Origin of the sequence: Geodermatophilus amargosae, from assembly GCF_900116515.1 — a bacterium.
GTDB classification, from domain to species: domain Bacteria; phylum Actinomycetota; class Actinomycetes; order Mycobacteriales; family Geodermatophilaceae; genus Geodermatophilus; species Geodermatophilus amargosae.
The window spans coordinates 193,664-208,525 of sequence record NZ_FPBA01000001.1; the positions used below are offsets into that span (position 1 = coordinate 193,664).

The 14,862-nt window shown below is 70.3% G+C and carries 13 protein-coding genes; 12 read left to right on the forward strand and 1 reads right to left on the reverse strand.

Annotation, left to right across the window (positions count from 1 at the left end; translation table 11 throughout):
* The first annotated feature begins 231 nt into the window (after positions 1-231).
* From BM414_RS00910 to BM414_RS00940, 7 genes are read left to right on the forward strand one after another with little or no spacing between them, the layout of a single operon-like run.
* Complete coding sequence (locus BM414_RS00910; RefSeq protein ID WP_217644451.1) at positions 232-993, forward strand: ABC transporter permease; 762 nt, start codon at positions 232-234, stop codon at positions 991-993.
* On the forward strand, positions 983-2,287 hold the full coding sequence (locus tag BM414_RS00915; RefSeq protein ID WP_093577576.1) for an ABC transporter ATP-binding protein: 1,305 nt from the start codon (positions 983-985) through the stop codon (positions 2,285-2,287). Before BM414_RS00910 ends, BM414_RS00915 begins: the two co-directional genes overlap by 11 nt.
* Positions 2,280-3,209: a GNAT family N-acetyltransferase gene (locus BM414_RS00920; RefSeq protein WP_175551360.1), complete on the forward strand. Its 930-nt coding sequence runs from the start codon at positions 2,280-2,282 to the stop codon at positions 3,207-3,209. The genes BM414_RS00915 and BM414_RS00920 overlap by 8 nt, the downstream gene beginning before the upstream one ends.
* A 30-nt stretch (positions 3,210-3,239) precedes the next feature.
* Positions 3,240-4,529, forward strand: coding sequence for a DegT/DnrJ/EryC1/StrS family aminotransferase (locus BM414_RS00925; protein WP_217644452.1), 1,290 nt, complete (start codon positions 3,240-3,242; stop codon positions 4,527-4,529).
* A complete protein-coding gene (locus tag BM414_RS00930; protein ID WP_093577579.1) occupies positions 4,526-5,521 on the forward strand; it encodes a glycosyltransferase in 996 nt (331 codons plus the stop codon). Before BM414_RS00925 ends, BM414_RS00930 begins: the two co-directional genes overlap by 4 nt.
* A gap of 42 nt (positions 5,522-5,563) precedes the next feature.
* Positions 5,564-6,607 carry a GNAT family N-acetyltransferase gene (locus BM414_RS00935; RefSeq protein ID WP_093577580.1) on the forward strand — a complete coding sequence of 348 codons (1,044 nt, stop codon included), beginning with the start codon at positions 5,564-5,566 and terminating at the stop codon, positions 6,605-6,607.
* 13 nt (positions 6,608-6,620) lie between these two features.
* Positions 6,621-7,328, forward strand: a complete 708-nt coding sequence (locus tag BM414_RS00940) for a class I SAM-dependent DNA methyltransferase (protein WP_175551361.1) — start codon at positions 6,621-6,623, stop codon at positions 7,326-7,328.
* Here BM414_RS00940 and BM414_RS00945 read toward each other — a convergent pair whose 3' ends face one another.
* Entirely contained in the window at positions 7,329-8,420 is a 1,092-nt protein-coding gene (locus BM414_RS00945) for a glycosyltransferase (RefSeq protein ID WP_175551362.1), read from the reverse strand.
* An 804-nt stretch (positions 8,421-9,224) separates the two neighbouring features.
* Here BM414_RS00945 and BM414_RS28180 point away from each other — a divergent pair.
* From BM414_RS28180 to BM414_RS00970, 5 genes are all read left to right on the forward strand, one after another.
* On the forward strand, positions 9,225-9,863 hold the full coding sequence (locus BM414_RS28180) for a phosphotransferase (RefSeq protein ID WP_139245673.1): 639 nt from the start codon (positions 9,225-9,227) through the stop codon (positions 9,861-9,863).
* Between the two features lie 20 nt (positions 9,864-9,883).
* Entirely contained in the window at positions 9,884-11,077 is a 1,194-nt protein-coding gene (locus BM414_RS00955; RefSeq protein ID WP_093577584.1) for a glycosyltransferase, read from the forward strand.
* A gap of 72 nt (positions 11,078-11,149) precedes the next feature.
* The gene (locus BM414_RS00960; protein WP_093577585.1) at positions 11,150-11,890 is read left to right on the forward strand and encodes a hypothetical protein; all 741 of its coding nucleotides are present in this window, start codon (positions 11,150-11,152) and stop codon (positions 11,888-11,890) included.
* 103 nt (positions 11,891-11,993) lie between these two features.
* On the forward strand, positions 11,994-13,403 hold the full coding sequence (locus tag BM414_RS00965) for a bifunctional cytidylyltransferase/SDR family oxidoreductase (RefSeq protein ID WP_093577586.1): 1,410 nt from the start codon (positions 11,994-11,996) through the stop codon (positions 13,401-13,403).
* Positions 13,404-13,591: 188 nt separating this feature from the next.
* The gene (locus BM414_RS00970; protein ID WP_139245674.1) at positions 13,592-14,782 is read left to right on the forward strand and encodes a hypothetical protein; all 1,191 of its coding nucleotides are present in this window, start codon (positions 13,592-13,594) and stop codon (positions 14,780-14,782) included.
* Positions 14,783-14,862: the final 80 nt, after the last annotated feature.

The following is a 14,862-nucleotide window of genomic DNA, read 5'->3' on the forward strand; positions in this document are numbered from 1 at the left end:
AAGAGCTCGTGCTGGACGATTCATGCTGCACAATCGAGCCTGGTGAACGCGCTGCTGGTGCGCGTTCCTGTTCAGGAGCGGGGGGCGCGTGCACCTCCACGTCCATGTCCCGACCCCGTTCCACCTCGAGGTCGGCCACGCGGCTGGACCTCAATGAGCAGCCCCCCGCTGGTTCGGCCTCTCACCGTCATCCGTCCCCGAGGGGCTCGCACACTGGTCGGCTGGGCCGAGTTGTGGGCGTACCGGGACCTCGTCTACTTCCTGACGTGGCGGGACATTAAGGTCCGGTACAAGCAGACCGCGCTCGGGGCTGCGTGGGCGGTCCTACAGCCGGTCCTCACGATGGTCGTCTTCAGCATCTTCTTCGGTCGACTGGCCGGGGTCCCCTCCGAGGGGGTGCCGTACCCGGTGTTCGCCTACACGGCCCTGGTGCCCTGGACGTTCTTCGCCAACGCGGTGACCCAAGCGAGCAACAGCCTGGTCGCGCAGGAGGCGATGCTCACCAAGGTCTACTTCCCGCGGCTCATCGTCCCCTTGGCGGCGGTCCTGGCGGGTCTCGTGGACGTCAGCATCGCGTTCGTGGTCCTGGTCGGCCTCATGCTCGCCTATGGGACGGTGCCGACCGTGGCGATCCTGGCGCTGCCCCTCCTGGTGGTGTTCGCGGCGATCACCGCCCTGGCGGTGGGCCTGTGGCTGTCCGCGCTCAACGTCCGCTACCGCGACGTCCGCTACACGCTGCCGTTCATCGTCCAGTTGTGGCTGTTCGCTTCTCCAGTGGCCTATCCATCGTCCCTGGTCCCGGAAGCCTGGCGCCCCCTCTACGGCGTCAACCCGATGGTGGGTGTCGTCGACGGCTTCCGCTGGGCGTTGCTGGGGGGCACCGAGTCGCCGGGCTCGGCTTTCCTCGTATCCGTCGCCGCTGTCGTGGCACTGCTCGTCGGGGGTCTCGCCTATTTCCGCCGCATGGAGAGGTCGTTCGCCGATGCCGTCTAGCGGAGGCTCCGTCGCGCTGCGGGTGAACGGCTTGGGGAAGCGCTACGAACTCGGTGAACGGGAGTCCTACGTCGCTCTCCGGGACGTGATCAGCAGGGCAGTGAAGCGACCGCTGGTGCGGTCCCGGCGCCGACGGGCCGTCGGCGACTCCGTCTTCTGGGCTCTCCGCGACGTGAGCTTCGAGGTCCCGCACGGTGAAGCCCTCGCCATCGTGGGGCGCAACGGTGCAGGGAAGAGCACGCTCCTCAAGATCCTCACGCGGATCACAGAACCGACCGAGGGAGAGGCCGTCGTCGCTGGCCGTGTGGGTGCGCTGCTGGAGGTGGGCACGGGGTTCCACCCCGAGCTCACCGGGCGGGAGAACGTGACCCTGAACGGCGCGATCCTCGGGATGCGCCGGCAGGAGATCCAAGCGAAGTTCGACGAGATCGTCGACTTCGCCGGGGTCGAGCGGTTCGTGGACACGCCGGTCAAGCGGTACTCCAGCGGCATGCGGGCGCGGCTGGCCTTCGCCGTCGCAGCCTTCCTCGAGACGGACATCCTAGTCGTGGACGAGGTGCTCGCCGTGGGTGACGCTGAGTTTCAGAAGAAGTGCATGGGCAAGATGGGCGACGCCGCGGATGGCGGCCGCACGGTGCTCTTCGTCAGCCACAACATGACGGCAGTCGAGTCGCTGTGCAAACGAGCCGTGTGGCTCGACGGCGGTCGCGTGGTCGCCGACGGGCCCACTCCGGACGTCGTCGGCCGTTACCTGTCGACCTCGTTCTCCGCGCTCAGTGAGCGCTCGTGGCCGGAGCTCGAGTCGGCGCCGGGAAACGACGCGGTGCGGGTGCGGCGGGCGGCGGTCCGTCCCGAGTACGGCTCCCCGTCCGATCCCATCGACGTGCGGACGCCCGTGGCCCTGGAGTTCGAGTACTGGAACCTCCGACCCAACGCGCTTCTCAACCTGAGCGTGCACATCTACAACGCCCAGGGCGTCCTGGTGTTCAACGCACTGCCGTACTTGGAGAAGGTCTGGCAGGGACGCCCGTTTCCCCGCGGCCTGTACCGCGACACCTGTCACATCCCTGGCGACCTGCTCAACGACGGTACCTACCGGGTGGAGCTCATGGTGGTCGAGGGATCTCGGGCGATCTACAAGCAGGACGAGATCCTGGTGTTCGAGGTCCGCGACGACCCGCACAGCCGAGATGGGTGGTTCGGCTCCTGGGAGGGAGCGGTGCGGCCGCAGCTGTCCTGGGAGACCGAACAGCTGGTCGACGAGAACGTCACCGTGGGGCTCCACGTTGACTGAGGCGACCGACGTCGGTTGCGGCTACACGCAGCCGGGCTACGTCGCCTCGCTCGCCGAGTTCGGGATGCCGACCCGGCTCCCGCGGAGCGGCGGGTGGCTGCTCGAGCGGCCCATCCGTGACACAGGGCACCGCGACTTCATGGGCCCCTACCCGCTGTTCGCCTGCAGTGATTGGACACAGCTGGGACGTGACCTCGACGACCTGGCGGGCCTAGCGGTCAGCGTGGTGCTGGTCGCGGACCCGCTCGCGTCCGTCGACCCCGACGTGCTCAGGACCGCCTTCCCGGACCGGGTCGTGCTGTTCAAGCACCACCTCGTCCGCGATGTCATGCAACCGGCACCGTTGCCGTCTCACCACCGTCGACACCTGCGGCGGGCCGCCCGATCGGTCGAGGTCGAGGTGGTCCGCCAGCCCGTGCGGTATCTCAAGGACTGGACGGGTCTCTACGCAGCACTCGTCGCCAAGCACGGCCTGAGAGGCATCCGGGCCTTCTCGCCGGATTCCTTCAGCCGGCAGCTGTCACTACCCGGCATGCTGGCCGTGCGCGCCGACATCGGGGGCGACAGCGTCGCCATGGCGCTGTGGCTGGTGGACGGTGAGCGGGCGTACTACCACCTCGGCGCCTCGTCGGACGCCGGACGGTCGGTGGGCGCTTCGTACGCGGTGTTCGACAGGGCGCTCGACCACCTCGGTGAGTGCGGGGTCCGGTTGGTCGACTTCGGTGGCGTCGCCGGAGGGGAGATCAGGAACGACGGGCTCTCCCGCTTCAAGGCCGGCTGGGCCAATGGCCAACGGCCGACCTACCTCTGCGGCCGAGTCCTCGCCCCTGCGCCCTATGCGGCGCTGACCGCGTCCATCAGAGCACCGGGGAGCTGGTTCCCCGCCTACCGTGCGGCCGATCCCGACGCCTCGGGCCCCTGACGAGAGGGTGGCACAGACATGAGGGCAACGGTGCAGTACGAGAGTGGTACACCGGGCAGACGGCGTTCGTCGAGATCGAGGGGCGGACTGGCCGTCCTCGGCGACGACCCGGCGTTCGACCGGCCACGCCACGTCGGCCGGCCGAACATCGGTGACCGGGACAAGCTCATGGCCCGAATCGAGGGGGTCCTCGATCGGAACTGGCTAACCAACGGAGGGCCCCTCGTCGAGGAGTTCGAGGGAGAGGTCGCTGCGGTCTCCGGAGTCCGGCACGCCATCGCCACGTGCAACGGCACCCTGGCGCTCGAGATCGCGATCAGCGCGGCGGGGTTGGCCGGAGAGGTCATCACCACGCCCTTCACGTTCGTGGCGACCGCGCACGCCCTGCGTCGGCTGGGGATCACGCCGGTGTTCTGCGACGTCGACCCCGTCACCCACAACATCGACCCGGCCCAGGTCGAGCGGCTTGTCACACCCCGGACAACGGGCATCCTCGGCGTCCATCTCTGGGGGCGTCCCTGTGCCGTTGACGAGCTCACCGACATCGCGGACCGTCACGGTCTGCGCCTCTTGTTCGATGCCTCACACGCGCTGGCGTGCTCCAGTGGGGGCCGGATGATCGGCGGCTTCGGAGCTGCGGAGACGTTCAGCTTCCACGCCACGAAGTTCGTCAACTCCTTCGAGGGAGGCGCGATCGTCACTGACGACGACGCACTCGCCGAGCGTGCGCGGCTCATCCGCAACTTCGGCTTCGCCGATTACGACCAGGTCCGGGCGTTGGGGACGAACGGCAAGATGGCCGAGGTTGCCGCGGCGATGGGTCTGACATCGCTCGAGTCGAGGGACCGGTTCACCGCCGTCAACCACCAGAATCACGCTGCCTATCGGACCGGCCTGGCGGGTGTGCAGGGCATCGAGGTGGTCCCCTACGACGACGAGGAGCTCACCACGCGGCAGTACGTGGTGGTGGAGGTGGACGAGACGGCGGGCCTGTCCCGAGACGACCTGCAGGAGGTCCTGTGGGCGGAGAATGTGCTGGCGCGGCGCTACTTCTACCCTGGTTGCCACCGTGTGGAGCCCTACGTGACCGAGCAGGACGAGCAGCGGCTTCTCATGCCGGCCACCGACCGCTTGGCGCATCGTCTGCTGACCCTGCCCACTGGCACTGGTGTCGACGCTACGGACATCGACGTGATCGCCGGGATCATCGAACGCGCGGTCGAGCTCGGGCCCTTACTCGCTAGCGCGTTGCCCAGACGGCAGCCCGCCCCCACGCCCGTGGCGCCCATGCCGTCGGATGGGCAGGCGAGCCCGGAATGACGCAGCAGCTGGACACCTCGCGGCCAGCCGTCCGAGTCAGCGTCGTCATCACCGCGTACGAGCACGAGGCCTACGTCGGGCAGGCGATCGAGGGCGCGCTCGGCCAGTCCGGTGTGCCGTTCGAGATCCTGGTCGGGGACGACTGCTCGAGCGACCGCACGCGCGAGGTCGTCGACGAGTACGCGCGTCGCCACCCCGAGGTGATCCGCACGCATCACCCGGACCACAACCTTGGCCGGGGCGGCAAGGCGCTGTTCGCCGACCTGGTCTCCCGGTCCCGGGGCGAGTACATCGCTGCCTTTGACGGCGATGACTACTGGACCTCCCCGGACAAGCTGCGCCTGCAGACGGATCACCTCAACCAGCACCCCGAGTGCTCCATGGTCTTCCACAACGCAGTCCGCCACTACGAGGACGGACGACGTCCCGACACCCTCTGCAACACCCCGGACCGGCCGACGTCGGTCGGATGGGCGGAACTCCTCGGGGTCAATCCCGTGGCAGCCTGCACCCCAGTGTTCCGCCGGAAGGTGCTCGACCCGCTACCCGACTGGTACTTCGACCTCCCCTGGGGCGACTGGCCGCTGTACTTCCTCGCCGCTGAGGAAGGCGAGATCCACTACCTGCCCTTCGTCATGGGGGTGTACCGCATCCACGGCCGCGGCCTGTTCACAGGCATCCCCAGTCTCGCACGCAGGACCGACGAAGTGGCCTTCTTCGAGCGCCTCGCCGGCGTCGTCCCCGAGACCCACGAGGCCGAGCGCCGCCGCCGTCTGGCCGTCGCCCAGGCTCGACTCGCGAGCGCGCACCTGCGGCTCGGACAGGGCCAGCCGGCACGGGAGCGCTTGGCCGAGAGCTTCTCCACCTGGCCGGTCGACCCGACACGCCTGCGCCGAGGGCAGGGAGAACGCCAGCGACTGGTCTTGTGGGCACGAACGAGGATCCGGTCCCGGTGGTCACGGCCGGGTCGTCCGCCGACAGAGGTCCGGTAGCCCTGTGATGCCGCGAGCCCGGGCCGTCGAGGGAGCCGTGGGGTGAGCGCCCGTCAGCGTCTCGTCCCGCTCTCCGAACCGGACGAGTGGGCCGAGGCGCTCACCCGCACCCCTCACGCTTTCGCGCACACCTGGGCGAGCTGCAAGGCCATGCAGTTGTCCACCGGATGGCCCACTTACCTGTACACCTGGGAGAACGGCTCTTCCTACGCTGTGTGTGCCGTCGCCGAACGCGGTATGCCAGGGGAGGAGGACGTCGTGACGCCGTACGGCTTCGGCGGCCTCGTGGGCACTCAGGTGGATGCGCAGGTGCTCGAGGACTGGACCCGGTGGGCCCGTGAACGCGGGTGGGTGTGCGGTTACCTGGGACTGAATCCGCTCCTCGGGTCGCCGGTGCTGCGGGAGTCCGGGGACTACGCCGAGCACAACGACGTCTACGTCCTCGACCTCCGGCAGGGGAGTCGCGACCTGTTCGCGGCGCTGTCCACCAACCGGCGGCGACAGGTACGCGCCTTCGACAAGGGCGGAGTTCGCCGGATCGGCGACGGGGGACAACGTCTCCGGACGTTCTTCCTCGACAACGTGGACGCGTTCCTCCGGGAGCGAGGCGCCACGTCGACCTACGCCTTCACCCGCGCCACCTATGAGGCGCTGCTCGACTCCGAGGACGTGACGTTTCACGGCGTGGAGGACCGGGACGGGCAGATCGTGGCTGCGACGGTCCTCGCGTGGACCCCGTACTGCGGCGAGTACCTCTTCGGCATCTCGTTGCCAGAAGGGCGACGCTGGTCGGCGGCGCTCCTCTGGGCCGGGGCCCTACAGCTCGCCGAGCGGGACATCCCCTATCTGAACCTCGGGGGCGGGGTGCGCCGAGGGGACGGTGTCGCGGACTTCAAGGCACGTTTCGGAGGGTCCCGTCTCCCGCTGGGAGCGCTCAGGCAGGTCTACCGTCCTCGGACCTACGTCGAGCTCTGCCGGGCTGCCGGCGTCGAGCCGGACGACCGCACGGGCTTCTTTCCAGCTTACCGTGCGCCGGACCTCGCTGTGCCGCGCTTCTCCGGTGGCACCCGTCGACCGTCGAGTTGAGATCGGAGTCCGCGTGTTCACCAGATCGGCCTCGTTCTACGACGCCCTCTACCACTTCGTCGACTACGAGGGCGCTGCCCGGAAACTTCACGGTGAGATCCGTGAACGGGCGCCTGGGGCGTCCTCGCTGCTGGACGTCGGCTGCGGGACGGGACAGCACCTGCAGCGCCTTCGTCAGTGGTACGAGGTCGAGGGGCTCGACCTCGACGGCGGACTGCTGAACATCGCCCGGCAGCGATGCCCCGGTGTGCCCTTCCACGAGGCCAGCATGGTGGACTTCGACCTGCCGCGGCGCTTCGACGTCGTCACGTGCCTGTTCAGCGCCATCGCCTACGTGCAGACCGTCGAGGACATGAGCCGCACTGTCACCACCATGGCTCGGCATCTCGAGCCCGGTGGACTGCTCGTGGTGGAGCCGTGGTTCGAGCCCGGCCGGTACTGGACGGACACCATCACGGCCAACCACTACGACTCCGCCCAGCAGAAGATCTGCTGGATGTACACGAGCAAGCGGGACGGCGACGTCTCCGTCCTCGACATCCAGTACCTGGTGGGCACGCCGGACCGGGTCGAGCACCTGGTCGAGCAGCACCGTCTGGGACTGTTCACCAAGGAGCAGCACCTGAAGGCGCTGGGTGACGCGGGACTCGAAGAGGCGACCTTCGACGAGCAGGGGCTGGTCGGCCGGGGCCTCTACGTCGCGACCAAGCCGCGCAGGTGATCAGCCGTTCGTCGTGGTCCGCCCCGTCCGGGCGTCCTCGGGCCCTTCTCCGGCCGGGCGGCGGGGTCCCATACGCAGTCCGTGCCACATCCCTCGCAGGGTGCCCAGAAGCAGGTGCAGCTCGTTGACCACGGTGTCGCGCTGCCGCGCGCGGGCCAGTCGGCGTAGCCGCATGAGTCCCCAGGACGCGAGGATGCGCACCGCTGTCCCGTCGCCGTCCCGTATCCAGGCGACCACGCTGGCGCCCATGCCGAAACCGTAGGTCCAGCGCCGGCTCCGGTACTGCGCCGGTGTGGCTCGTTCGTGCAGGACCACCATGTCGGGCTCGTAGCGCGTCTCCACCCCGGAGCGCTTGATCCGGTGGAACAGGTCGATGTCATTGCCGGCGAGTCCGGGTGCACCGGTACCGAGTCGCTCGTCGTTGCCCCCGACGGCTAGGTAAGCCTCCCTGCTGACGCTGAAGTTGGGCCCGGAGCCGACCCGCCAGGGGGGATCCCTGCGGGACAGGGTGGCCGGTTCGGTGGACGTGCGTGTCGACAGGGGCACGGTGCGCTCGCCCTCGGCTGGGAGGGGAAGCACCCGCCCTCCCAGCAGGAGTGGTCGAGGACCTCGGGCGTGCTCACGCTCGGCCACCTCGACCCAGCGTAGGTCGGGCACGCAATCGTCGTCGGTCACGCAGACGACGTCGCCGTGGGCCTGGCGCACGCCGGCGTTCTGGCCGGCCGACAAGCCCCGGCGGCCCTGTCGGACGTGGACCAGGGGGACCCCTGCCGAGGAGCGGCTCCGGAGCACCGCGGCCGTCGTCTCGGCATCCCCCTGGTCGATGACAACGATCTGCTCTGGGAGACGGCTACCCGCCAGGACCGCGTCCAAGCACCGTCCCAGGGACCCGGGCCGATCCAGTGTGCAGATGACGACGCTGATGGTCCCGTTCGACTGGGGATGGGACGAGGTCACTCGAGCAGGTTCGCAGAGACCGAGGAGAGAGCTCAACCACCGAGTTGGCCGGCATGCCTCCTTGGAGGTGCGCTGCGGGAGTGCGAGACTACGGCCGTGGTCAGCGGTCGGCCCCAGCGGCCGCACGGTCGCCACCCGCTGCCCCGGCTGGCTCGGGCCGGGCGTCGGGTCTACGCCGTAACGGCACGCCGCGCTGCCGGGCTGCCCCCAGCGGATGCATTTCTCCTCGCCCCGGCGTCATGGTCCGTGGCGGTGCTGGGTGATCGACCGAGGTGGGTCCGGGCTGTCCGGCACTGGCGCCTGCTGCTCGTGCCGAGTGAGGACGCCGATTTCGTCGTCGGCCGGCCGTCGGAGGTGCTCGCACTCGGACGTCGACCGCCCGTGGTCCTGGTACCCGGAACTGACCGATTGCATCGGCTGCGTAGGGCGGGATACACGGTGACGACATACCGGGTCCGATGGTTGACCTGGCAGGTCGTGGTCGGCGCGCCGGACCGGCAGGGTCTCGCCCTGGCCAGGAGGACATGGGCCGTCGGGAGTCCGGGAGCCCCCGGAGTCCGGGAGTTCCTCGCCCGGTCCCTACGGCCCCGGGGTGTCAGTCTCGCGGTGCAGCAGGGGGCCTCGGTCCCGGGTGCGCTCGCCTCCTCGGGTCTGCCGACGGACACGAGCTGTCTCGCCGTCGACGTCCGTGACGACCGGCGGCGAGCCGTCCTCCTCGTGCCGGACGGGGAGAGCGGCGAGCCGGTGGCCGTCGTGAAGGTCGACCGTGCGCCGTGCATCGAGGACCGGGCTGTTCGTGAACAGCGTGTCCTGGGACTCCTGCCGCCAGGTCCGGTCACCCCCCGACCCCTCGGTGCCGGGCAGGCGGGACCGGTCCGGTGGTCGGCCGAGACGGTCGTCCGTGGCAGGCCCCTGGGACAGGTGCTGTCCGGGTCGGGGGTGCCGGCCCGCGAGGTGCTCGGGCAACTCGCGGACTGGCTTGGCGAGGTAGCCGTCCGCACCGCTGCAACCGTGGACTGGGCAGGAATCGGCCACGGCGACGAGGTGGTGGCCCTCCGTGGCCCTGCCACGGGCTTGCGTCCGCTGCTGCGCGGGCTGACCGGCGTCCCGTCGGTCCTCACCCACGGCGACCTCGCCAGCGGGCACAACGTGCTCGTGGACGGCGGGGGGCGGCCCGCGGTGCTGGACTGGGAGACGGCGCGCGAGCACGGTCTGCCGCTCCTGGACCTGCTGCCTCTGCTCTGCTCCTCGCTGGCGCGTAACCGGGTCGGCGGGGACCTCCACCGGGAAGCGGCCCACGTCGTCGACCTCGCGACGGGGCGCGCACCGGACAGCGCATGGCTTTTGGAGCAGGTGGCGCGTTACGCCCGTCGCCTCGCGATCCCACGGGACGAGGTCGGTCCGCTGGCGCTGCTCGCCTGGGGGCACCAGGCGTCGATGCGCATGGTCCGCGACGAGTTGTTGACCGCGGCCGGACTCCCCGTGACGCCATGGACGAGCCTCGGGGAACTGGTCCTGGACGCCTGGTGGCAAGGGGTCGGCAGGAACTGGCCGCAGCTGTCCGCGACGGCCTCCTGACCACAGGGAGGAGGGACGACGTGGAGATCGTCAGCATCGCGACGCACGTGCCCTACGTGGGCATCCCGCACGCCGGCGGACAATACTACGGGCGGCACGTGGAGCTGCTCTCGACACGGCACCGGCTGACCGTCGTGGGCCCGTGGACCCCGGCCAACGCCGCGGCGCTGGACCAGCCAGCCGCGGGTACCGCCCGGCGGGTGGTCGCGGGCGCCCCGCCGAGCGGGCGCGCCGGACGCCGGCGCGCGCTGTTCGCCCGCGCGCTGCCCTTCCTCGCCACTGGCCCGTTCCGCCGTGCCCTGGTGGCCGATGAGGACCTGGTCGCCACCCTGCGCCGCGCCGACGCGATCGAGCTGCAGTGGTTCGACGCCATCGTCCTCGCGCCCTGGCTCCGCCGGCTGCTGCCGGGGACGCCGATGACCGGGGTTTTCCACGACGTCGTGACGCAGGGCCATCGCCGTCGGCTCATGGCCTGCGGCGCGCCCCTGCGGCACCGAGCGCTCGCCCTCGTGCGGTTGCTGTGCTGCGCGCCGCTCGAGCGGCGCGTCCTCCGTGTCCTCGACACCGCCGTGGTGCTCAGCGACAAGGACCGGGCGCTGCTCGCGGCCCGCGGCCGCAGCCCGCGCCTGGTCGTTGCCGCACCGCCGCTCGACGACGCCGAGGTGCCGAGGAGCCTCGAGCACAGGGCGCCGTCGGGACCGGAGGTGCTCTTCGTGGGAGCCCTGTGGCGGGCGGAGAACGAGGATGCAGCGCTCTGGCTGTTGGACGAGATCTGGCCGGCGGTGCGCATGCGGGTCCCGGCGGCGCGCTTGACGGTGGCTGGGGCCGACCCGACGCAGCGCATCCGGCAGGCAGCCGAGGCACAGCCCGGTGTGGAGCTGACCGGTCGGGTGGCGTCCCTGGCGCCGTTCTACCGCCGCTCCACGGTGGCTGTCGTCCCTGTCCGCCTGGGCGCCGGGGTGAAGCTGAAGACCGTTGTCGCCATGTTGTGGGGGGTGCCGGTCGTCGCGACCACGGTCGGCTCGGAGGGGATCGACGGGCCAGATGTGTTCCTGTCCGTCACGGACGAGGCGACCGCACTCGCCGACGCCGTCGTCGCGGTCCTGCAGAACCCGCATGCCGCCGCCGACGTCGCCGCCCGGGCGCACGCCTGGGCGCACGACCGGTACTCCTCGACCGCCTACCGGCGCGTCCTCGAGGACGTCTACGGCTGAGGTCGTGCAGGCGGAGAGCGGTCCCGGCCAGGGCCGCTGGCGAGCTAGTGTTCGCCGCATGGGGCTCGGGGGGTGAGGATCCTGCTCACCGCGACGGTGACACCGCAGGTCACGTGGGACCTGCACATCCAGGACCCGGAGGTCCGCCGCCGCCAGTACGTCGAGTCCCTCCGCCGGTGGGTGCCGACGGCCGCGGCCTACGGGGCCACTCTGGTCCTCGTCGAGAACAGCGGTGAGGACCTGGAGCGGCTGGCTCACGACGCCGTGGGGGAGGTCCCGCGCCACGTCCGGTTCCTCCCTGCGCCCGCCCCGAGCTCGGACGACGTCGAGCGAGGTAAGGGCGCAGCGGAGGCCGCGATGCTGGACCTCTTCAGCGGCAGCTCCGCGGACGACGACGACGCGGTCTGGTATAAGGTCACCGGCCGGCTGTTCGTGAGGAACTTCGCCCGGTGCGTGCCCGACGGGCTCCCGCCGGACTCCATCGTCGCCCGGGCCGCGATGGACCTGAGGCAGATGGACACCCGTTTCTTCGGCGCGACCGCGGGGTTCTGGCGAGGGCATCTCACCGGTGCGGGTGTGCACGTCGACGACCGTGCGGAGTTCTTCCTCGAGAAGGTGCTCATGCGGCGCGTGTTGACCGCCATGGGGCAGGGCGCGGAGCTCCTCAGGTTCGGTGCCCAGCCTGCCTGGTACGGCCGGTCCGGCACGCACGCCGATAGGGTCTACGACAGTCTGCCGAATCGAGCGAAGCGGCTGGCGACCAATCAGCTGGAGAGCCTGCTCAAGGGCCCGCTGAGGGGAAAGCAGTACTGACCGGCGTCGTAGGCCCTCGCATCGTGCCGGTCATCCCCCTTCCTCGGGGCGTCCGGGCACTCGTGGGGTCCACGTCGAGCTCCGTGGTGCCTAGGGTGGCGCGGTGGCGCGACTGAGGACGGTGGCCGTGGTGCTGGCGGGGGGCACCGGGGCCCGGGTAGGGCTCTCGACGCCCAAGCAACTGCTCAAGGTTGCCGGCAAGCCGATCATCGAGCACACCATCGCTGCGCTGAACAGCTCCGCCGCGGTCGACGAGATCATCGTGATGATGGCGCCCGGTCACCTCGACCCCGTGCGCGACCTGCTCCGGGGCGGCGAGTACGCCAAGGTCACCCAGTTGCTCGAGGGCGGGGACACCCGGAACGCGACGACCCGCCGGGCGATCAAGGTGATCGGGGACGAGGAGTGCAACGTCCTCATGCACGACGCCGTCCGCCCGCTCGTGAGCCACCGCGTCATCGAGGACTGCGTCGCCGCCCTCGTCGACGCGGAGGCCGTCGACACCGCCATCCCGTCGGCGGACACGGTGATCCGGGTGGACGAGGAAACGGGCAGCCGGATCGAGGACGTGCTGCCGCGGCCGCTGCTCCGGCGGGGCCAGACCCCGCAGGGCTTCCGCCTGTCGGTCATCCGCCGCGCCTACGAGCTCGCCGCCGAGGACCCGGGTTTCGTGGCCACGGATGACTGCACCGTGGTCCTCCGCTATCTGCCTCACGTGCCGATCGTCGTCGTGCGCGGTGAGGACCGGAACATGAAGGTGACCGAGCCCATCGACGTGTACCTCGTTGACCGGCTGTTTCAGCTTCAGGGGCAGGAGGTGCCGGCGCGCCGGCCGCTCGCAGACCTCGACGCAGCGCTCACTGGGCGCACGGTCGTCGTCTTCGGCGGCTCCTACGGCATCGGGCGGGACGTCGTCGAGATCGCGCGCGAGCACGGCGCGACGGTCCTGGCCTTCAGCCGGTCGAGCACCCGTACGTACGTCGAGCGGCGAGAGGACGTGACCGCAGCCTGCGACCGCGCGCTGGCCGAGACCGGCCGCGTGGACTACGTCGTCAACGCGGCGGGCGTGCTGCCCCGAGGGCACCTCGTGGAGGCCACCGATGACGTCGTGCAGTCGGCGACGGAGATCAACTACCTCGCCCCCGTGTACATCGCCCAGACCTTTCACCCGCACCTGGCCAAGACGCACGGCTCCCTGCTGTTCTTCACCTCCAGTTCCCACACCCGGGGGCGCAGCGGCTACAGCCTCTACTCGTCGGCCAAGGCCGCCGTGGTCAACCTGACACAGGCGCTGGCGGATGAGTGGGCGGCCGACGGGGTCCGCGTCAACTGCGTGAACCCCGAGCGGACGGCCACCCCCATGCGGCTGACCGCCTTCGGCGCAGAGCCGGAGAGCTCGCTGCTCGCGTCGCGCACCGTCGCCGAGATCGCGGTCCACGTCGCCACCTCGACGTGGACGGGCTTCGTGGTGGACGCCCGCCGCGAGGACACCGCCCCGACCACGGCCCTGTGACAAGGGAAGGTTCAGTGGCGAGGAGCCCCCGGAGACGGCGAACAGGCGTGCGGTTACCGGACTCGCGCCTGGCGGTCATGGACCACCCCCGTGACGGCGGCAGAGTAGTGCGCTCCCTGGTGGCCGACCCCTTGAGGCGCTTGCGCCGGCCTCTGGGGAGGATCGCGGCCTTCAGCGTCCTCCCGGCCGTGTCGCTGGTGTCCAGCCTCCTCGTCCTGCCGATCCTGAGCGCTCGGTTCGGTCAAGACGGTTGGTCGAGCGTGCTGCTGGGGCAATCGATCGGCGCAGCCGCGTCAGTGGTCTGCGCCCTGGCGTGGCCGATGGAGGGACCTGACCTGGCGTCACGCGCCGGCGCGGCCGACCGGGTCCAGATGTACGCCACGAGCCTTCGGGAACGCACCGTGGCGGTGGCGGCCGCTGTGCCGGTCCTGGTCGTCATGTGTCTGTTCGCCGGCCCCACCATGCCGCTGGTCTGCATCCTGAGCGCTTTGGCGTTCGCGCTCAACGCCCTGGCGCCCACCTGGTACTTCATCGGCGTGAGCCGGCCCAGCCGGTCGCTGGTCGCGGAGGGAGTGCCGCGTCTCGTCGTCAACCTGGTCGCGATCGGCCTCGTTGCTCTCCTGCCCCTGTGGACATATCCGGTCGCGCTGATCGTCGGGATGCTGTGCACGCTTCTCATCGCGTCCACCTTCGTCCGGCGGGACGCGCGGAACAGCGCGGGAGCCGTGGACTTGGCTGGGTCGCCTCGCGGGCCGGCCGGCGGGCGGAGGCGCCTCCTCACCGTGACCGCGCGAGGGGCGGACGCGGGGTACTCCTACTTGAGCGGACCGCTCATCGCCCTGCTGGTCCCTGCCGCGTATCCACTGTACGCCGCGGTGGACCGGCTGGGGCAGTCCATGGTGAACCTCATGGGGACGATCACGCAGGGTCTGATGGCGTGGATCGGTGAAGGAGGCGTCGTGAAGCGCGGACGGCTCGTGGGGGCCGTCGTGCTGGCATCCGCCTTCGCTTTCGGAGCCCTTCTGGTCCTGTCCCTCGCCACTCCGTTCCTGCTCGGGTACCTCTTCGCGGGGACTGTCGAGGTCAATGCACTGATCGCCGTCCTCGCTGGGGTAATCGTCGGGGGCGCCTTCCTCTCCCGCTGTCTGTCGGTCGTCCTCCTGATACCTCAAGGTCTGGCCGTCGTGACCTACCGACTGCTGCTCGTCGCCTCATGCATCGGGCTTCCCTCCGTGGCCGTCGCGGCCGTGGTCGGCGGAAGTGTCGGTGCGCTCGCGGTGGCCGCAGCCGTGCCGTGGGCGGTGGTGGCGGCGCAACTGGTCATGGGGCTGCACCGCCGGCCCCAGGGCCGTGTCAACGACACCGCGCTCCAGGTCTGACCATCCGGTGTACACCGTGGCGTCACGGAGGGGACGTGCCCGCCCCGGCGGTCGCTTCCTGCCCCTTCCGGGCCTGTGAC